Source organism: Thalassospira sp. MCCC 1A02491, from assembly GCF_001613785.1.
Classification (GTDB): Bacteria; Pseudomonadota; Alphaproteobacteria; order Rhodospirillales; family Thalassospiraceae; genus Thalassospira; species Thalassospira povalilytica.
Map to the genome: position 1 here is coordinate 15,688 of NZ_LPVX01000023.1, position 18,661 is coordinate 34,348.

Here is an 18,661-nt window from a genome sequence, read left to right on the forward strand (position 1 = left end):
CGGTTTGCTTACCCCTTCCCGATAAGATTTGACCTGACCTTTCGTATCGGGATTTAATCAGACCTATGAGCAGCAAACCTTCAACGCCCAGTTTTTCCGAAAAACGCAATCGGCAAAAAGCCGACAAACTGGTGCGGACGGCCGAAAATGCGCTGGCAACGGGCCGGGACAAGGAAGCGATCCCCTACCTTGACCGGGCGTCCGAACTTGCGCGCAACAATCCCGAACGACTTGAACGCACCCTGCTTTTGACCGGCGAAACCCACCGAAATCTTGGCGATATGGACGCCGCGCGCACCTGTTTTCGCAGCGTGCTGAAAGCCAATCCCACCTGCGGCCGGGCCTGGCAAGATCTTTCCGATATAACCAAATTCACTGCGGACAGCGACGATATAAAAAACATGTTGGCCCTGCTGAACCGCGATGCCGTGCTTGATTTCCAAAAGGCAAGCCGGTCGGTTCGAACCGCCAGTGCGGCACAAGTCCGTCAAAAGCTTTATCAAACCAGTGTTGAACGCTGGAAACCTTACGAACCCTATATTCAGCCACTTTTATCCGCACTTGGCCTGCATGATAGCGACAGGGAAAATTCATGAACACGGCGACATCGCAGACACCCGAACAGGTATTGGAGCAGGCGCAGAAACTTTGGGCGCAGGGCAAATCCCAGAAGACCTACGACCTTGTTTCGACCTATTTGCGGGCCAATCCCAATGACGGGCCGCTATTGCATTTCTTTGCCGGCGTTCTGGAAAAGCAGGGCAATATATTCGGGGCAATCAAACATCTGGAATTTGCCTGCAAGGTGCCCAACAGCCAAAGCTTGTATTTCCTTGATCTGGCATCACTGCTTGGCAAACAGCAAATGTATGTCGAAAGCCAGAATGTCCTGACGGTTGCGATGAAGCGTGATCCGGGCAATCAGGAAATCCAGGCCCAGCTTGGCAGCATGTTGATCCTGAACGGTTTCTTTGATCAGGGTGTCAAACTGTTCAGTCACGTGATGGCCCAAAGCCCGTCAAACTGGCAACGATGGACCCTGTTTGCAAATTCGGTCGCCAAATCATCCCGGCCCAAACAGGCCGCCGAACTTTATGACCAGGCACTTGAAATCATGCAAGGTGCCGGTGCATCGGATGCGGATGAAAAGCCGTCGCCAGCCGATATTGCCAATACCCTGATGGCCAAGGCCGATCACCTTAAAACCATCGGCGACAAAGACGGCTGCACAGCTCTTATTCGCGCGGCAATCGCCCAGACAAAATATGTCGCGCGTGCATGGGCGGAACTGGCAACGCTTAAGGCATTTACTGACGATGATGTCGCAACGGTCGAGAAAATGATCGGTGCCGAACGCGGCAAATTATCGAAGCTTGATCTGCAATATCTGCACCATGCGCTTGGCCTTGCCTATATGACGCGCGATGACGGCAAAGCCGCGATGGCGCATTACCTCAAGGCCAATGCCTATCAGCGTGAACAGATCGACTATAACGAGGAAAAGACCCTGGCATTCCTTGCGAACCTGCCGAATTTCTTTACCCCGGATGCGATTGCCGGCAACACTCTGAGCGAAACCGGGGATGAACAGCAATTCATCTTTATTGTCGGCATGCCGCGTTGCGGATCGACCCTGCTTGAACAGGTTCTTGACAGTCACAGCGACGCGTTTGGCGTCGGGGAAATTCGCACTCTGCCCGGGCTTTTGAAGCGGGCTTACGGCGATGGCTTCCCGTCCCTGCCCGCCCATAAAAAACTTTTGGCCGATCCCAAACGGCTGGCCCTGTTTGCAAAGGCCTATCGCGACGAAGTATTGCGGATGCTGCCGCCGGAAGTTCTGAAAAATGGCAAAGGCCCGCGCTATATCGTTGACAAGATGCTGGGCAACTTTGTGTCGGTCGGCCTGATTGCCATGGCATTCCCCAATTCAAAAATCATTCACGCGCGCCGCGACCCGATGGATACCGCGTTTTCATGCTTTACCCATTTCTTTGCCGACGGGCATAAATATCTGTGTGACTTGCGTGAAATCGGCAATTTCTATGTCGCGTATCGCGATCTGATGGCCTATTGGGAAAAGACCCTGTCAAAGGATCAGCTGATCACGATCGAATATGAAAAAGTCATTGCCGACCTCGATCACGAAGCCCGTCGGCTTGTTGATTTCCTTGGCCTTGACTGGCAGGACGCGTGTCTTGAATTTTATGCCAACACGCGTGAAGTCCGCACCCATAGCGCCCTTGAAGTCCGCCAGCCCGTCTATAACAGCAGTCTGGAACGCTGGCGCCCCTATCAGAAGGAACTGACCCCGCTGATCGAGGCGCTTGGCATCAATCCAGACTGATCACACCATAAAATCGTCACGTCGCGCGCCAGTTTTTGCCTGCTGATACGTGTTTGCTCATAATGGGCGGGCTTTGCATTCGCCCGCATCACTGAGCAAACAGGATGTCGGCCATGAGTGACGATCAAAGCACAACAGCACCAAACGCCGCCCATTTGCGGGCCAAACTTCGCCTGCAACCGGCCATACCGCCCAAAAACAGCACGTCTTTGCCGGGCAATCGCGGGACGACGCCATCGGTACCGGCGCATAAACTTGCAACCGGGCTTTCTGAAATCCGGACGCAATGGAGTTCCGGGCATCGACGTGCGGCCCGCAAGCTGTGCGGCAAGCTTCTGAAAGATTATCCCGATAATGGTGATCTGTTGCAGATCAACGGGCTGATTTGCAATGAAAGCGGACAGGTATCCGATGCGGTCCGCAGTCTTGAGCGCGCATGCAACTGCGCATCGCCCAAGCCCGTCTATTTCACCGACCTTTCGGCCGTTCTGGCCAATGCCGGGTATGAGGCACAAGCCAAAACCGTTCTGAATGCCGCGGTAAAACGCTTTGCGCTTGACGGAAAAGTTCACTTGCAGCTGGGGCTTCTTGAAGCCCGCGGCATGGGCACCCGCAATGCCATTCCCCATCTTAAACGTGCCATTGCCCTTGCGCCGAATGACTGGACCGCCTGGAGTGCCATGGGGGTTGTGTTGCTGTCGCTTGATGACATCGAAGCCGCCCTGCAACATCTGGGCAAGGCATTGAAATGTGCACAGGCCAATGCCGATGCCAAGGCGATCAATGATATCCGCATCAGTATTGGCGAATGTCAGAAGGAACTGGGCAATGTCGCAGAAGCCTGCGCATTGTTTGAAATTGTCCTGTCCCAGGAACCCCATAATGTGCGGGCATGGCATTGCCTGACCCTGGCGACACGTGTACCCGAAGACCACCCGGCACGCGCCGTCATTTTCGATATCTATCAGTCGGGCCGCTATCAATCGATGCCGGTAAACGAACAGGAAATGCTGCTGTTTTCGATCGGCAAGGTCGAAATGGAAGCCAAAAATGTCGATGCCGCGATGAAGGCGCTTGCCGAAGCCAACCGGACCAAACGCCAAACCATCAATTACACCCCCGCTGCAATCGAAGACATGCTTGATCATGTTCGTGACCGGTTTCCGGCCGAACGGTTTGCCCATCTTGGTCCGGTTCGTAACGATGCCGACGAACCCCAGCATGTTTTCATTGTCGGCATGCCCCGTTCGGGCACGACCCTGACCGAGCAGATCCTGAGCTCACACCCCGATGTGTTCGGCGCGGGCGAGCTTGATACCATGGTCTATCACCATCACGCCCTGATCGAGCATAAGGTCAAAAACGGTGCCGCACGCGAAGATGTCATGAAATACGATGATGACTTCATCCGTATACTTGGTCAGGCATACCGCAAGGAAACACTGGGCCGGATCACGCGCATCCAGTCCGGCAGCAGCGATAACGGTACCGCCACCATCCGCAGGATCGTCGACAAGCTGCCATCAAACTTCACGCGGGCCGGGATGCTTGCACTGATGTTGCCAAACACCCGGATCATCCATTGCCGGCGTCATCCGATGGCATCATGCTTTTCGATCTATAATCGCCGGTTTGGCGGTGTGCAGAACTTTGCCTATGACCAGCGCGATCTTGGGCATTATTACAATACCTATGAACGTTTTATGGATCACTGGCGCGATGTTTTGCCATCGGACCGGTTGATCGAAGTCGATTACGAAAATGTCGTCGACAATCTTGAAACAGAAGCCCGCCGACTAATCGAATTCGTTGGCCTGCCATGGGATGATGCCTGTCTGAATTTCCATCAGAACGAACGTCAGGTCCGCACACACAGCGCCCTGCAGGTCCGCAAACCGATCTATCGCACCAGCCTGAAGGGCTGGCAGCCCTATGCAAAACATCTGGGTCCGTTACTTGAAACACTGGGCCTTGATGAACAGGGCAACCCGCGCGACACCGATACAAAAAAGGCCAGCTAACGCTGGCCTTTTGGCGGTCTGATATCGATGTCAGTCCTGATGCAGTTCCGGTTCAAGATCGGGGGTATAAAGGCAATGGCGTGCCTTGCCCAATGCCTTGGCCTGATGCATTGCCTTGTCGGCACGGCGCAGCTGTTCGTTCATGTCGCTGCTGCCGCCATCAAAAACGGCAAAGCCGATTGATGCGGTCACACCGCAATCCTCGCCTTTCCAGACGAAGGGCTGATTGAGTTCCGACAAGATGGCATCGGCCATCTCGATCATTTCCTTTTCACCGCCCTTGTTGATGAACAGCATGGTGAATTCATCGCCGCCAAGACGCGCGACTTCTTCGGCCCGGCGCGCTGCGCGCTTCAGCCGTTTGGAGGTCTCGCTCAGAAGCCAGTCCCCCGCGGCATGCCCCTTCTCGTCATTGAGTTTCTTGAACCCGTCAAGATCAAGAATGAACATGGCAGCCGGGGTGTTGGTGCCGCGCAGCACGGTTTCACACTGATCAATTTTTTGCATGAAGCGCGCCCGGTTGGCCAAGCCGGTCAGTTCATCATTATTGGCCTTGTTTTGCAGTTCGCGTGCCGCGTGTTTTTGTTTGGTGATGTCACTGGTCCACCACAGAACCGATTCCTCGCCCTCGAACGACAGCGGTTCCAGCGATGTCTTGAGCCATTTGGCCTCTGACATGTTCGGGCGGCGCAACCGGATTTCGACATCATGCAATTCGCCAAGCATATCCATATCGCTCAGCGACTGCTGGCGATAACGGTCCGACAGCAAAATCGCATCGGTCGGTTGTTTTTCGTCCTTGATGTCGAGCATATTGGCAAAGGTGCTGTTGAAAAACTGGAACACCCCGGTTTCCCGGCTGGAAATCCCGACACCGATCGGCGCACTTTCCAGAAGCCCGGTCAGGCGCTGGGCTGCTTCGGCGACTTCGGCCTGCGCCTTTTTCAGGCTGGTGACATCAATCAAGGATCCGATCGTACCGGCAATACTGCCACTTGGCCCTTTAAGGCTTGATGCCGCAAACAAAGCCGTCCGGTTGTCATCGCCAAGCGCGAATGTGATTTCATCACGCACCTGGCCTTCTTTGACCAGCAATGCCTTTTCGTGATCGGTGATAGTCTTGGCCAGGTCTTTTGGCGCCACTTCGACAAGCTTTTTGCCGATAACGTCGGTAACCTGAAGATCAAACAGTTCCGCAAAGGCACCGTTACAGCGCGTCACAACACTTTCGAGGTTTTTAAGGTAAACCGGGGTCGGCAACACATCGATCAGATGCTGGATAAAGATTTTGTGGTCTGCCAATGCACGCGCCAGTTCCTGGGCCTTGCCACCATCACGCAGCACAAGGGCAATCGTATTGCCGGGCCCGGTGTCGCAATGCCAGGAAAACACCGTCTTTTCGAGCCGAAATCCCGGCAGATCCGCACGCCCGCCAGATGAAATCGCGCCCAGCGCGTGGCGAACCGATCCGACCGAATCCCCGTCGGAGAATTCGCCCTTCTTGGCAAGGAAGGCAAGAAACTGTTTGATTTCGGTTCCGGCACGCAAAACAGTTTTCGCCGCAGCGAGCTGTTTCTCGGCGGCCGGATTGACATGAACGATTTTCAGATCGCCCTTATCAAGAAAAACAAGACTATCACGTGACAACGCTGCTGTTACCACCACATCCACACTAACTGACAAGACACCCCGCACGCCGCAAAACGGCGTGCTCCCTCGGCTATGTTATATAGATGTCCCAGCTCAGACCTTTTTTGACCGGTCTTTCTTTATATAAGCAACACCCATTGCATATACTTGAGGATAAGTCATTATTTTTCTTGCGGCCAGAAGAATGCCTTACGGCCTTGTCGTTGCAGATTATTTCGTCGGAATGGGCAGATCGATATAGCCGCGATCAATGCAATGTTCGAGTTCACGCGCCGCCGCCAGCATTTCCTGATAGGTTTCGCGCAAATGTCTGAGCTTTTTAAGCTCTTCCTCGGTCGGGTGCTGGTCGGTGCGATCAGCACTGAGCTTGAACGCATATTTCAGATAATCGGCGCGCAACCGGGCAACCGTAATCATAAGCGGCACCGCGTTTTCCACCGACATGTCAGGTATGGCCGGGCTGATGATTTCGTGATTGATTTCACGCAGGACATGTTCCATGCCCATCATAAAACGGCTTTTGCTGCGGTTTGTATCCTGTGACATGCCCTTTACTCCTACATCATAAGGGTCTGAATTCATGGGACAGTATTACGCGGGAAAGTAAAAACACCTATAACAGTTTGCTACCCGAAGTCCGCCATCGGCCATTTTGCATCCCGTCTGTCGGGATCGCAACTTGCAGGCGCGCGATAACCGCGCTAGAGGATGGGACAATGATTTTTCAAACACAGGAATTCTATCATGGAAGCACGCGTCAAGTGGCTTGAGAACCTTACCTTCACCGGCACCAGCGGCACCGGTCATGGCGTTGTCATGGACGGGGACAAGGATAACGGCTTTGGACCGAGCCCGATGGAAATGCTGCTTCTGGGGATTGGCGGCTGTTCGTCGATTGACGTTGTTCACATCCTGAAAAAAGGCCGCGAAAACGTTCTTGATGTTGAAACCGACGTCAAGGCAGAACGCGCCGAAACCGATCCCAAGGTCTTCACCAAAATCCACCTGCATTTCAAGGTCAAGGGTGAGAACCTTAACGAAACCAAGGTCGGACGTGCGGTTGAACTTTCGGCAGAAAAATACTGCTCGGCATCGATCATGCTGTCCAAGGCCGCCGAAATCACCCATAGCTGGGAAGTCATTGAATAACGGGCATCTGACTTTCTGCCCCAAACAGGTCACGATGATGACTTAGAAAAAGCGGTCTGGATACGGGCCGCTTTTTTGTTGTTCGCACCCGGCCGCCAGACGGGTTAACATCGCGTTCTGCCTGAAACGATATCGATTACAATTGATTGCGCCAACCGATACGGAGCCACCCCATGGTCAAACCACAAACGATACGGACCGGCATCACGTCACTTGCCCTGGGTGCTGTCATGGCAATCGGCATTGGCACGCAGGCATTCGGGCAATATGCACCGTCGGGCAATGCGGTCACAAGCCCGGCCAACGGTTTGGCCTTTGATGACTATGTCACCGCAACGCGCAAGCAGCTTCGCGATGTCATATCGGCCCGTTTCGAGGCCGAAGCAAACCCGTTTGGTCCGTTCGATATTGATCAGGTTGTCGATATGCGAAGCCCCTATTCCCTTGGGGCGGACGAGGCCGCCTGTCTGACGGCCGGACGCGGACTTGCCCATGGTGAAAAAGTCGGCTTTCTGGCTGTTCACGGCCTGACAGACAGCCCCTACTGGCTAAGCGATGTGCGCGATCAGCTGCGCCGGGATTTCCCGTGCGCCACCTTTAACGGCGTGCTGTTGCCCGGTCATGGCACGGCGCCCGGTGATCTGATCGATGTCAGTTATCAGGATTGGCTGGATACCGTGAATTACGGCATGACGGCCTTTGACAAGGATATCGAACATATCATCGCAATCGGTTATTCAACCGGGGCCACCCTGATCGGACGTGATATCGCCGCGCGCAGCAATGATCCGCGCATCAGTGCCATGATCATGCTGTCCCCGGGGCTTGCGGCCAAAAGCGATATGGCATGGCTGACGCCTTATGTCCGGTATGTCAAAAAATGGGTCGGTCAGGGATCTGAAAATGATCCCGGAAAATACGGGTCCATGGCGATGAATGCAGCAGCCGAATTTCATCTTTTGACCGCGCCGTATCGCGATGCATCGATCCCGGCTTCGAACGTTCCGGTTTTTGTTGCCATCAGTTCCGATGACCAGACCGTCAACCCGCTGGCCGCCGTGGACTATTTCTGCAACAAGGTCCAAAGCCCGATCCGCCAGATGATCTGGTATCAGGGCGAAATCAATACTGTTGATGAACATCCCCAATGTGATGACATCGATATCGTGAAATCCGCCAATGACGACATGCGAACCATCAATCACGCCCATACCGCCATTACCATGAGCCCGGAAAACCCGGTTTACGGTCTTGATGGTGCGGTACTTGATTGCGGCCATTATGATGATCCCGAAGAACTTGCATCCTGCCAGTCCGGCACGGATACGGTTTATGGCGAACGCAATCTGTTGAAATCGGCAACCCCCGGGACCCTGCGCCGGGGCACATTTAATCCTGATTTCGACGCCATGATGGACAAGATGGCAATCTTTGTTGCGGCATCGCTTGGCGTAAACAAACAGCCTGCTGCGCAATGACCGTGCAATCACGTCCCAGTAAAAGCACATCTTCCGATCTGATGGATTTTACCATTGATCACTTCACCGCCCCCGATGGTGTGCAGTTGCGCATCGCCATCATGACCCCGGCCAATATTCGCGGGCATGTTCTTATTCTTCAGGGGCGCGGTGAATTCGTTGAACGCTACCGCGAGACGGCGAACGATCTGGCCCGGCGCGGATACGGCACCGTGACATTCGATTTTCGCGGACATGGCGGGTCTTCACGCGCCACCCCGGATCCGATGATGGGATATGTGCGTGATGTTGCGCATTATGGGGCCGATACCCGTCACGTCATTGATCACGTCAAACATCAGCACGGCATTACCTGTGACACCGTCATGACCCATTCAACCGGCGGGCTGGTGGCGATGGTAATGTTGCTTGATCAGCCTGATCTTTGGAAAAGTGTCGTGATGATTGCGCCGTTCTTCGGGCTTGGCGGTCCGCGATGGTTTTCGATTGCCGCCCAGATCCTGTCTGGCAGCTTGTGCCGATATGGTTTTGACAAACAATATCTGCCCGGGCAGCGAAACCTCAGCCCGCTTGCAGAATTTGATCCGGAAAACATCCTGACATCTGATCCGCACCGCCATGACCTTAACCGCACGATGCTGCAAGCCGCGCCCGATTTGGTGGTTGGCGGCACATCGGCGGGATGGCTTGATGCCTGTTTTAGGGCACAATCAGAAACAGCCGACCGCCTGGCACAGCCCGACATGGAGCAGAAACTTCCGCCAATAACCATCATTCTGGCGGGCAATGATCAGGTCGTTTCCAACCGGACGACACAAGACCTTCTTGGCCATTTCCCGAATGTAACGATCCGGGAAATCCCCGAAGCCCGCCATGAAATCTTGCAGGAACGCGATCTTTATCGTGATCAGTTCTGGGCGGCTTTTGACCGGCATATGGACCTTTACGGGGCCTGATTCCGCCTGATTCAGCCTGTTTCCGCCCAACAAGCCATCAGGCTATCTGGCCTTTGAATGGCGGGTTTGCGCGGCGGCGGGGGTCGGGATGCCTTCGAACCGTGATTTGCGAAAGCTGCTTGGTGCCATTCCGCGGTGACGACGGAATTGGCGGTTAAAATGCGACAGGTTTTGAAAACCGGCTTCTTCGGCAACCCGATAGATCGGCATATCTGACGATAACAGCAAGCTTGCCGCCCGGCCCAGCCGCAACCCCATCAGATAATCCTGAATGGTGGCCCCCATATGGCGCTGGAAAAACCGGCGCAAGGTGCGTTCGCTCATGCCGACATTGCGCGCGATCCAGGCACTGCTGACCGGTTCGAAATAGCTGCCATGCAGCAAATCAAGAACCCTGCCCAGGCGGCTGGCATCATCATGATCGGGAATTGCCGCATCGAAACGATCAGATGCCAGCGGTGTCAGGTCGCTCGCATCAAGCAATGTCCGAAGCACGTCGATCAACATGACAAGCTGATCTGCCGGTGTGCCTTGTTCAAAGACCGGGGCAAATGCCGCGACTTTTCGGGCCGTTACCGCATCAAACTGAACACCGCGACGCGACAGCCGCAATGCGGTTTCAAGCCCGGCCAGTTCGGGCATGGTTTTGCAAACGGTATTGATCCAGTCGGCCGTAAACCAGAAAACAAAGGCCTGATGTCCCTTTGTTGTCCCCGCAACCTGCAGGGCGGCTTCGTGGGCACGCAATTCGCCGTGGCTGGCCGATGGCGGCTGGGCGTTTGCGGAATGCCAAGTATGCGGAAGATTGGGCCCCAAAAGCACCAGATCATCATCACCATAAGACCCGATATGATCACCGACATAACGCTGCCCGTAACTTCCAAGTGTCAATGTCAGTTCATATTCCGGGTGAAAATGCCATTCAAACGGGATCGCCAGAAGATTGCGATACAGGCCCTTCCAAGATCGGTCCGGGGCAATCTGAACATGTTCGAACAAAAGCTTCATCAGATCGCAACCATGCCTTTACGGAACATAATCTGGATTAATTTGGCCAAATAGTATCATTCTTTGTCCGCCCTGTCAGTGTGCAGGTGCCCGTCATCCTGTTTTAATTTTTCCAGATCAAAACAGGATGACGGAGGAACATCATGTCCATGCTTGCCAATGCCCCGATCATGACGCCCACCATGGCCCCGAACAGTGACCGTCCGGGAAATGCATCCACCAAGGAAGTCAGCGGTACACAGCTGCGCGATCTGAAAAAGAAACTTCCGTTGCGCGTCCTGTCCGAAGACGATTTTGCCCATTGGCAGACATATGGATATGTGGTTGTTCCAAACGCAGTCCCCGCCGAACAGGTGAAGGCGACCGTCGATCTTTTGTGGGAATTCGAAGAAATGGACCCCAACGATCCGGAAAGCTGGGGCCGCCCGCAAATGCGCGACAATGCGATGAAGGAATTGAACAATTCCGGCATGGTCGAGATTTACAACCACCAGACCCTTTGGGATAACCGCCAGACCCAGCGGGTCTATGACGCCTTTGTCGATATCTGGGATCGTACCGACCTTTGGGTCTCGATTGATCGTGCCAACCTCAATACGCCCAACAAGGGCACGCGTGCCTTTGACGGTTTCATTCACTGGGATGCCGATACCAGTGCCGATCCACTGCCGATCAATGTGCAAGGTGTGCTGTCACTGGTTGATACCACCGATGACATGGGCGGGTTCCAGTGCGTACCCGATCTGTTTGCGAATTTCGAAGAATGGCGCAAAACCGCCCCTGCGGATCGTGATCCGTTCCGCCCGGATATGGATACGGTGCCCTATACACCCAAACGCATTGCCATGAAGGCCGGGGATCTTGTGATTTTCAACAGCCTGCTGGCCCACGGCATTCGCGCCAACCGGTCCGATCAGGCCCGCATCGCGCAATATATTTCCATGGCACCGGCCACACCCGAGGAACAGGATCTTGTCGATTGGCGGGTTAAAAGCTGGTCCGAACGGTTGCCTGCGCGCGGCTATGCCTTTCCCGGTGATCCGCGCAATTGGGAACAGACCCGCTATGAACGGGCGAAGCTGACCCCACTTGGTGAAAAGCTTCTGGGCAAGACGCCCTGGTAAGGCCCTCCCCCATAAAACAAAGAGCGCCCGGCAATCACACCGGGCGCTCTTTTGTTTTTTGGCATAACAACCGGGCTTAGAGTTTGGCCAGCAATTTTGCCTTGGTCGCGTCATCAACAAAACCCGCTTCGATCGCGGTGCGCGTTACCCCCAGCAGCTCGGCATCACTGAAACCGAACACATCCTTGGCACGCTGATATTCCTCGGCCAGACTGGTGTGGAAGAAGGGCGGATCATCCGATCCCAATGTGACTTTCACGCCGGAATCATGGAATTTGCGCAGCGGATGGGATGCATAATCCGGATAGACCGACAGTGAAATGTTTGATCCCGGACAGACTTCCAGAACAATTCCGCGATTTGCCAATGTTTCGACCAGTTTCGGGTCTTCGATTGACCGCACGCCATGGCCGATACGGGTTACCGGCAGTTTGTCAATCGCATCCCAGACGCTTTGCGGTCCCTGTACCTCGCCAGCATGGGTGGTGCAGCCCAGCCCCGCATCCGCCGCGATCTTGAAGGCCGGGTAAAACGTTTCTTGCGAAAACATGCTTTCATTCCCGCCCATGCCGAAACCGACAATATAGGGATGCCCGCAATCTGCTGTTTCGCGTGCGACCTTTACCGCGATATCGCCACCAACATGGCGCACACAGGTCATGATGATCCGGCCGATGATCCCGGTTTCCTTTTCGGCACGGTCAATGCCATCAACCACCGCTTCGAGATGTTCGTCGTAGGAAAGACCACAATCAGCGGCATGGGTCGGTGAACAGAAAAGCTCGACATAAAGCGCGCCGACCTTTGCCTGTTCGGTCAGGTAAAAGTGGGTCAGGTCCGAATAATCCTGCTTGGTGCGGATGGCCGCACTGGCCTTGTCAAAACTTTTGAGGAATTCCGGAAAGTCGTCCCAGATGTAACGATCCTGTTCATCATAGATGTCATCAGGCAGGGTCAGGTTGTTGCGCTTGGCAAAGCTACGCACCAGCGCAGGCGTCAGGGCCCCTTCAAGATGCAGATGCAATTCGGCCTTTGGAATGGACAGGGTCATATGGACGCTCCGGATCTGTCGGTATTTTTTGCTATGAATACCTTCTAACCCGAAGCCCCAGCCACGTCACGCAGCAACGTCAAGCAGCAACCGCGTTGCGTGACGATTTCTGTGCTGTCTTGACCTTTGTCTCGTCTGCATCGGAAACAAGCGTCGCCAACGGGCCGATATAGGGTTCAAACCGTTGCCATTTCCCAAGCGAGTCCTTGAAAATCGGCCGGCGGACCTGGATCATGCTGGCCGTGGTGGCCGTGTGATCGGTCTTGTAAAATTCAAGACATTCCGGATGCCAGTCCAGCCCGCAATGCGCCAGATAGTCCTTTGCGACAACGTCCGGATTGGCCACCAGATCCTCATAGGACAGATCATAAAGCATGCCATTGCGGTCAGTTTCAAAGAACACATTCATCAGCCCGACATAGGCACGATAGTAATCGGCCAGTTCGCCAAGATCATCGGAATAGCGCATCGGAATGGCAAAGGGTGTCGTGTAAACCGACAAACAGGTTGCCAGCGGATGACGATGGGTATGAATGATCGGTGCGTCGGGAAATACCCGGCGGATCATTTCAAGGCGCACGAAATTGGCCGGTGTCTTGTTGGTGACAAACCGTTTTTCCGGGGCATAGGCACGCATTGCTTCCAGATACTGGCTTCTGATCTTGCGCGCGGCCTTGTCATCAATACGCGACAATTGTTCGGAAATTCGGCCTTTGCCAACGACATCATTGACCGCCTTGGCAAAATCACCGATTTCACCGGCCGCATACACATCGGGATGCGCACCAAGAATGCGTTCGGTCAACGTCGTTCCCGATCGCGGCATGCCGACAATAAAGATCGGCTTGGGGCCCTTGGCATCAAGTGCCATCACATCGCCCGATGACATATCCGTTGCGGCGGCCTGGCGCGCCATGTCTTCGAGCGTCTTCATTTCACGCAATTCGTGTTCCATGTCAAACGGGCGGGCGGCGCGGTTGGCCGCATGTCCATTGCCGTAATAGGCAAAGGCCCGTTCCATATCGCCTTCGGTTTCGGCGATCTTGGCCAGGGCATAGGCGGCTTTGTATTTTTCAGAACTGTCTGCCTTGGGGTTCTGAAGGATCGCCTCAAGATATTTGACAGCATCCTCGGGCATGGCCTGGGGCCGCATGAAGGAAATGACCATATAAGGCTGGGCTGAATATCCGGGACGATCATTGATAATCGACAGGCTGGTTGATACCGCCTGCTCGACCTCGCCTGCCATGGCGTAGCTTGATGCCAGAACGACCCGCAATTCAAGATTGCCAGGTTGCCGCGCAACCGCCTTTTCCAGAACCGCAAAAGCCTGTGCGTGATCTTCCTGATGCAAATGAATACGCGCCATTAATGTCTGCGCATCGTTGAAATGGGAACTGCTTTCCCCAACGGTTTTCAGCACCGAAACAGCACGCGCAAGTTTAGGTGCAACACATTTTCCGGGACTGACATGTGACTCTGCGCGAAACAGGACATCGGCAAGCAAAAAGGCCAGAAATCCGTCCTTTGGTGCAGCGCGAAGGCGCTCCTCAAGGACCGACTCGAATGAACCAAAGTCACTTGTAAGATATGAATATTGCAGCAGATTCTGGGCGACAGCCGTGAACAGTCTGTCATTGGTCGGGACAGTGCGAAACAGTTTGCGAAGACGCGGACCGGCAGACGCAGGATTTTTCCCCTGCAACTCGCTGACAGCAGTCATAATCTCGATATCAGTACGTCTTGGATGCAGCCGCAAAATACGGGCACCAATTTTGGCAGCCGTATCAAAGTCGGCTGCTGACATTGCCCGCTTAAGATCCCCGGCAATATCCTTTTTTGACTGCGTCATTCATCTGTCCCTGGATGCGATCAAATAATCTCACGCCCCCTCCCCAAGCACAAAACGACTATAGGTCACTTAAAACTTATCGCACAGCACAAATGTTGATACGAATGCCAAAGATCACGAGATTGTGACAATAAAACCACAACCTTTGTTATAGGCGCAGCATTTCATAGCCTATTGCAGGATGCTGGTCGGTCTTGACTGAACCGAATTCACTTTCAGATTGAAGCAAATGGTTTGACCATTGCAAACGGCCACAAGCGACAGGACATGAGCCGACGATTGAAAACACGCCGACGCCGGTGAAAGTTCATCGACTTCTGCCACACAGAAAAAGCGCCCTATCGTCTTGAAAAATATATTTTTCTTCCTGAACTTTTAATCAGCGCATCTCGTATGGTAAAAATTACAATATTGGAATTTAGCCACCCGGCCTGATGGCCAGACCGCCATGTGACAACCCGACGGGGAGAAGAAGGTGACATACTGCGAAAAATGCGACGCGGTTCCGGAAATTGCCCCACGTCTGGGCACACTTTATCTGTGGCCACCGGTGGCACATACCACCGGTAAAATTCTTGCCGGGGCCAAATCGATTTCGCTGTCGGTCGATAAAACGCCAAGTGTCGCTACCCTTTCGATCCATTACAGTCGTCCGGGCTTGCGCAAGCTGATCGACACCATCGCCAAGGATCTTCTGCCCGAAGAACTGGCCGACACCAAAGCCCTGATCATGGCAGAAGGCCAGAAACCCGATATCGACGATATCAGTCGCGTCACCAGTCTGGGGGCCATTCGCGCCGCGATCGGTGCGGAATGGCTCGGTGATCTGTTACGTGAAAATCGCCTGAATTCGGCATTTCAGCCGATCTTTCCGATTGGTGACCTTGGCACCCCTTATGCCCATGAATGCCTTATTCGCGGGGCGGCGCGCGATGGCAGCGTCATCAATCCCGGCCAGCTGTTTGAAGCAGCGCAATCAGCCACATTGTTGTTCCAGCTTGACCGTGCAGCGCGCGCAGCCAATGTACGCAACGCCACCAGGGCCGGGGTTTCGGGGAACCTGTTCATCAATTTCACGCCAAGTTCGATCTATGATCCGGATTCCTGCCTGCGATCCACCATCGACGTTGTCGAGGAATGCAATCTTGACCGCAACAATGTGGTGTTTGAAGTCATTGAAACCGAAAAGGTCCGCAGCACCGCACATCTGAGTGCGATTTTGCAGTCCTATCGCAATTCCGGTTTTCGGGTGGCACTTGATGATGTCGGATCGGGTTATTCGACCCTGAACATGTTGCCCGAACTGCGCCCCGATATCATCAAGATCGACCGCGAACTGGTCGATCATGTTGACCATGACAATTACAAACAGGCCATTGTCAGCAAGCTGATTGCACTGGCAAAACAGCTTGAAATCGAAGTCATTGCCGAAGGGATCGAACGTCAGGAAGAACTCGACTTCCTGATCGAACACGATGTCGATTTTGTGCAGGGCTTCCTGCTGGGTCGGCCGGGCGATGGCCCCTATCAGGCTAAATCCGCCTGATGCCCGTAAATCACACGCGGGTCATATCGGTAATTTCGCGCCCCACCATGCGTTTATAGCTGGCAACGATTTCCCGGCCTTCTTTTGGCGGCACCGAAATGGCAAGCCGCATGGTGGCTTCGCCACTATACATGATCAGAAGACAACGCGCGGCGATCGTACTGGCATCGCCATCGTTTTCCCGGATGCGCAATATCGCCTTGGTCAGCATGGCGGCATTGGCGCGGCTGACTTCCATTTCCATATCGCGCAAGGTTTTGTCGGCCTGGGTACCGGTCCAGATATCGCAAATCACCGGTTCGGCCAGAAACAGCTCGTAATAGGTATCAATCAGCTGATCAAACGCACGAACAAGTTCATCTTTTGATGACACGTTTGCCAATGCGTCTTCGATGCAGTGACGGGATTCGTCGTTATAGCGATCCGCAAGGGCATGAATGACCGATGCCTTGTCGGGAAAATATTGATAGAGCGATCCGATCGAGACTCCTGCCTTTTGGGCCAGTTCGCCCATCTTCATGGCATCGCTTCCCTGGGCTGCGATCAGCTCACAGGCCACTTTCAGGATATTTTCCACACGTTCGCGGCTTCTTTTTTGTGTGGGTGCCTTGCGCATTTTTTTCGCGTTTTCCGACAATTGGTTACGTCCTGTTTTAACCCTTGGGACATGCCGTATACGGCGCCGTTCACGGGCTTGTGACTGCCAAACTCTCTTGACGATCAAAATACGAGGATTTATCACATTTGGCAAATGTGAGGATTACTCACATTTTTTTACCCTTCAGGAGCAAGCAATATGACCACACAACCCCGTTTTCTGGTTCTTGGCGCAACCGCCAAAACCGGCCGCCGTGTTGCGGAAAATCTGACCGCCCTTGGACATTCCGTTCGCGCTGTATCACGCAGCACGTCCCCTGCATTTGACTGGACCAAACCGGAAAGCTGGGACGACGCCTTGCGCGATGTTCATGCCGTTTACATCACATTCCAGCCTGATCTGGCGGTTCCGGGATCGGCCGAAACCATTGCCCGTTTTGCGCAAGCCGCACTCAAGCATGGTGCAAAACGTCTTGTGATGCTGTCAGGACGCGGCGAAGAAGCCGCCCACCGTGCTGAACAGGTACTGCTTCAATCCGGTGCAGAGGCCTCCATTCTGCGCGCCAACTGGTTCTTTCAGAATTTCAGCGAAGATCTTTTCCTGCCCTATATCCAGGCCGGCACCCTTGCCCTGCCTGCGGGTGATATTCCCGAACCGTTTGTTGATGCCAATGACATTGCCGATTGTGCGGTAACCTGCCTGCTTGATCCGCAACATATCGGCAAGACATATGAACTGTCCGGTCCCGAAGCCCTGACCTTTGAAGACGTCACTTCGATCATTGGCAACAGTGCCAACCGCAAGATCGATTTCGTCCCGCTCACGATTGACCAGCTTGATGCCGGACTGGCAAGCGACGGCGTTCCGCAGGACTTCCGCAGCCTGATTTCCTATTTGTTTTCCGAAGTTCTTGACGGACGCAACAGCGCGCCAACCGGGGATATCGAACATATCCTTGGCCGCATGCCGACATCGCTTGCCGATTATGCCCGACAGACTGCGCAGACCGGGATCTGGAAACTTGCCAAACGTGCATAAAAAAATGGTGCGTAGCGGTCTTCTGCTACGCACCAGTTCAGCAACACCCCACCATCGGGGTTCGGAAAACGCGGTATCAGGAAAACAGCGATCTGTTTTCTTCGATGATCAGTGGCAAACGTTCCATCGTGCCAGACAGATGCTGGCGCATTTCGGCAACAGCCGTGGCGGCATCGCCTGACTGGATGGCGTCGATGACGGCCTTGTGGCCTTCAAGAACAGACACCATTTTGCCCGCACGCGGCAGATCAAGGGTCCGCACCCGCGCCAGATGACCGCTGCGCGCCGTGATTTGCAGATGCAGGTTGGACTGGTTCACTCCGTTAAACAAAGCGGCATGGAAGCTGTCATCAAGCTGCTTGAACAGATCAATCTGTTCGATGTCACCAACCAGGGCTTCCTGCATTTTAAGAATGCCCTTGGCCTTGGTGACCGCGGCTGATTCCTTGATATCGGCAAGCTGGCGCACCACTTCGCATTCGGCGGCAACCCGCAAAAAATGTTCTTCGCGGATGCGGGCCTCGTCAATTTTGGTGACCACGGTGCGCGACTGCGGATAGGACACGACCAGCCCGTCCTGCTCAAGACGCATGATCGCTTCGCGTACCGGTGACTGGCTGACCTTGAAACTGTCGGCCAGTTCGGCACGTACCAGTGTCGTTTCGGGCAACAGCGCCAGTGAAATGATCCGGTTGCGGATATCTTCATACACCAGTGCCGAGGCCGGGACATGGGCATTACCCTTGATCCCGCCATCATGGATCCCAATCAGTCCGTTCGTAGATGTGTTCATTTTCATCTATCTCCCTGGCAATTCTTTGAATGCCTAAATCCTTGAGATCACTG

General features: G+C 54.2%; 16 protein-coding genes. 9 read left to right on the top strand and 7 right to left on the bottom strand.

What is annotated here, in order from left to right:
- Positions 1-65: 65 nt before the first annotated feature.
- The 3 genes from AUQ42_RS07650 (at position 66) to AUQ42_RS07660 (ending at position 4,365) form a co-directional block, all read left to right on the top strand.
- Positions 66-596 carry a tetratricopeptide repeat protein gene (locus AUQ42_RS07650; RefSeq protein ID WP_068518498.1) on the top strand — a complete coding sequence of 177 codons (531 nt, stop codon included), beginning with the start codon at positions 66-68 and terminating at the stop codon, positions 594-596.
- A complete protein-coding gene (locus AUQ42_RS07655; protein WP_068518499.1) occupies positions 593-2,344 on the top strand; it encodes a sulfotransferase in 1,752 nt (583 codons plus the stop codon). The genes AUQ42_RS07650 and AUQ42_RS07655 overlap by 4 nt, the downstream gene beginning before the upstream one ends.
- A gap of 113 nt (positions 2,345-2,457) precedes the next feature.
- Complete coding sequence (locus AUQ42_RS07660) at positions 2,458-4,365, top strand: sulfotransferase (RefSeq protein ID WP_197460804.1); 1,908 nt, start codon at positions 2,458-2,460, stop codon at positions 4,363-4,365.
- 30 nt (positions 4,366-4,395) lie between these two features.
- Here the strand turns inward: AUQ42_RS07660 and AUQ42_RS07665 are convergent, their stop codons facing one another.
- Together AUQ42_RS07665 and AUQ42_RS07670 are read right to left on the bottom strand one after the other, a co-directional pair.
- Positions 4,396-6,048 carry a diguanylate cyclase domain-containing protein gene (locus tag AUQ42_RS07665; protein WP_231856707.1) on the bottom strand — a complete coding sequence of 551 codons (1,653 nt, stop codon included), beginning with the start codon at positions 6,046-6,048 and terminating at the stop codon, positions 4,396-4,398.
- A gap of 177 nt (positions 6,049-6,225) precedes the next feature.
- Entirely contained in the window at positions 6,226-6,561 is a 336-nt protein-coding gene (locus tag AUQ42_RS07670; RefSeq protein ID WP_068518501.1) for a hypothetical protein, read from the bottom strand.
- A gap of 198 nt (positions 6,562-6,759) precedes the next feature.
- Between AUQ42_RS07670 and AUQ42_RS07675 the strand changes: the two genes are divergently transcribed.
- From AUQ42_RS07675 to AUQ42_RS07685, 3 genes are all read left to right on the top strand, one after another.
- On the top strand, positions 6,760-7,164 hold the full coding sequence (locus tag AUQ42_RS07675; RefSeq protein ID WP_068518502.1) for an OsmC family protein: 405 nt from the start codon (positions 6,760-6,762) through the stop codon (positions 7,162-7,164).
- 173 nt (positions 7,165-7,337) lie between these two features.
- The gene (locus AUQ42_RS07680) at positions 7,338-8,642 is read left to right on the top strand and encodes a carboxylesterase (RefSeq protein ID WP_068518503.1); all 1,305 of its coding nucleotides are present in this window, start codon (positions 7,338-7,340) and stop codon (positions 8,640-8,642) included.
- A gap of 41 nt (positions 8,643-8,683) precedes the next feature.
- On the top strand, positions 8,684-9,598 hold the full coding sequence (locus AUQ42_RS07685) for an alpha/beta fold hydrolase (RefSeq protein WP_068518719.1): 915 nt from the start codon (positions 8,684-8,686) through the stop codon (positions 9,596-9,598).
- A gap of 42 nt (positions 9,599-9,640) precedes the next feature.
- Here AUQ42_RS07685 and AUQ42_RS07690 read toward each other — a convergent pair whose 3' ends face one another.
- Positions 9,641-10,606: an AraC family transcriptional regulator gene (locus tag AUQ42_RS07690; RefSeq protein ID WP_068518504.1), complete on the bottom strand. Its 966-nt coding sequence runs from the start codon at positions 10,604-10,606 to the stop codon at positions 9,641-9,643.
- A gap of 143 nt (positions 10,607-10,749) precedes the next feature.
- Here AUQ42_RS07690 and AUQ42_RS07695 point away from each other — a divergent pair, with 143 nt between their 5' ends.
- A complete protein-coding gene (locus AUQ42_RS07695; protein WP_082817780.1) occupies positions 10,750-11,730 on the top strand; it encodes a phytanoyl-CoA dioxygenase family protein in 981 nt (326 codons plus the stop codon).
- Positions 11,731-11,806: 76 nt separating this feature from the next.
- Here the strand turns inward: AUQ42_RS07695 and AUQ42_RS07700 are convergent, their stop codons facing one another.
- Both AUQ42_RS07700 and AUQ42_RS07705 read right to left on the bottom strand, forming a co-directional pair.
- Positions 11,807-12,781 carry an adenosine deaminase gene (locus tag AUQ42_RS07700; RefSeq protein WP_068518505.1) on the bottom strand — a complete coding sequence of 325 codons (975 nt, stop codon included), beginning with the start codon at positions 12,779-12,781 and terminating at the stop codon, positions 11,807-11,809.
- A gap of 79 nt (positions 12,782-12,860) precedes the next feature.
- Entirely contained in the window at positions 12,861-14,633 is a 1,773-nt protein-coding gene (locus AUQ42_RS07705) for a tetratricopeptide repeat-containing sulfotransferase family protein (protein WP_068518506.1), read from the bottom strand.
- A 475-nt stretch (positions 14,634-15,108) separates the two neighbouring features.
- Between AUQ42_RS07705 and AUQ42_RS07710 the strand changes: the two genes are divergently transcribed.
- A complete protein-coding gene (locus tag AUQ42_RS07710; RefSeq protein ID WP_068518507.1) occupies positions 15,109-16,179 on the top strand; it encodes an EAL domain-containing protein in 1,071 nt (356 codons plus the stop codon).
- 10 nt (positions 16,180-16,189) lie between these two features.
- Here the strand turns inward: AUQ42_RS07710 and AUQ42_RS07715 are convergent, their stop codons facing one another.
- Positions 16,190-16,795 carry a TetR/AcrR family transcriptional regulator gene (locus tag AUQ42_RS07715; RefSeq protein WP_068518508.1) on the bottom strand — a complete coding sequence of 202 codons (606 nt, stop codon included), beginning with the start codon at positions 16,793-16,795 and terminating at the stop codon, positions 16,190-16,192.
- Between the two features lie 180 nt (positions 16,796-16,975).
- On the opposite strand from AUQ42_RS07715, the gene AUQ42_RS07720 reads away from it, so the two are divergent.
- The gene (locus AUQ42_RS07720; RefSeq protein WP_068518509.1) at positions 16,976-17,815 is read left to right on the top strand and encodes an SDR family oxidoreductase; all 840 of its coding nucleotides are present in this window, start codon (positions 16,976-16,978) and stop codon (positions 17,813-17,815) included.
- 76 nt (positions 17,816-17,891) lie between these two features.
- On the opposite strand, the gene AUQ42_RS07725 is transcribed toward AUQ42_RS07720, so the two are convergent.
- Positions 17,892-18,608, bottom strand: a complete 717-nt coding sequence (locus tag AUQ42_RS07725) for a GntR family transcriptional regulator (protein ID WP_068518721.1) — start codon at positions 18,606-18,608, stop codon at positions 17,892-17,894.
- Between the last annotated feature and the right edge of the window lie 53 nt (positions 18,609-18,661).

Bases quoted from the DNA above. Each gene is read 5' to 3' on its own strand.
- AUQ42_RS07650 (WP_068518498.1), top strand. From the start codon at position 66: ATGAGCAGCAAACCTTCAACGCCCAGTTTTTCCGAAAAACGCAATCGG.
- AUQ42_RS07655 (WP_068518499.1), top strand. From the start codon at position 593: ATGAACACGGCGACATCGCAGACACCCGAACAGGTATTGGAGCAGGCG.
- AUQ42_RS07660 (WP_197460804.1), top strand. From the start codon at position 2,458: ATGAGTGACGATCAAAGCACAACAGCACCAAACGCCGCCCATTTGCGG.
- AUQ42_RS07670 (WP_068518501.1), bottom strand. From the start codon at position 6,561: ATGTCACAGGATACAAACCGCAGCAAAAGCCGTTTTATGATGGGCATG.
- AUQ42_RS07675 (WP_068518502.1), top strand. From the start codon at position 6,760: ATGGAAGCACGCGTCAAGTGGCTTGAGAACCTTACCTTCACCGGCACC.
- AUQ42_RS07680 (WP_068518503.1), top strand. From the start codon at position 7,338: ATGGTCAAACCACAAACGATACGGACCGGCATCACGTCACTTGCCCTG.
- AUQ42_RS07685 (WP_068518719.1), top strand. From the start codon at position 8,684: ATGGATTTTACCATTGATCACTTCACCGCCCCCGATGGTGTGCAGTTG.
- AUQ42_RS07690 (WP_068518504.1), bottom strand. From the start codon at position 10,606: ATGAAGCTTTTGTTCGAACATGTTCAGATTGCCCCGGACCGATCTTGG.
- AUQ42_RS07695 (WP_082817780.1), top strand. From the start codon at position 10,750: ATGTCCATGCTTGCCAATGCCCCGATCATGACGCCCACCATGGCCCCG.
- AUQ42_RS07700 (WP_068518505.1), bottom strand. From the start codon at position 12,781: ATGACCCTGTCCATTCCAAAGGCCGAATTGCATCTGCATCTTGAAGGG.
- AUQ42_RS07705 (WP_068518506.1), bottom strand. From the start codon at position 14,633: ATGACGCAGTCAAAAAAGGATATTGCCGGGGATCTTAAGCGGGCAATG.
- AUQ42_RS07715 (WP_068518508.1), bottom strand. From the start codon at position 16,795: ATGCGCAAGGCACCCACACAAAAAAGAAGCCGCGAACGTGTGGAAAAT.
- AUQ42_RS07720 (WP_068518509.1), top strand. From the start codon at position 16,976: ATGACCACACAACCCCGTTTTCTGGTTCTTGGCGCAACCGCCAAAACC.
- AUQ42_RS07725 (WP_068518721.1), bottom strand. From the start codon at position 18,608: ATGAACACATCTACGAACGGACTGATTGGGATCCATGATGGCGGGATC.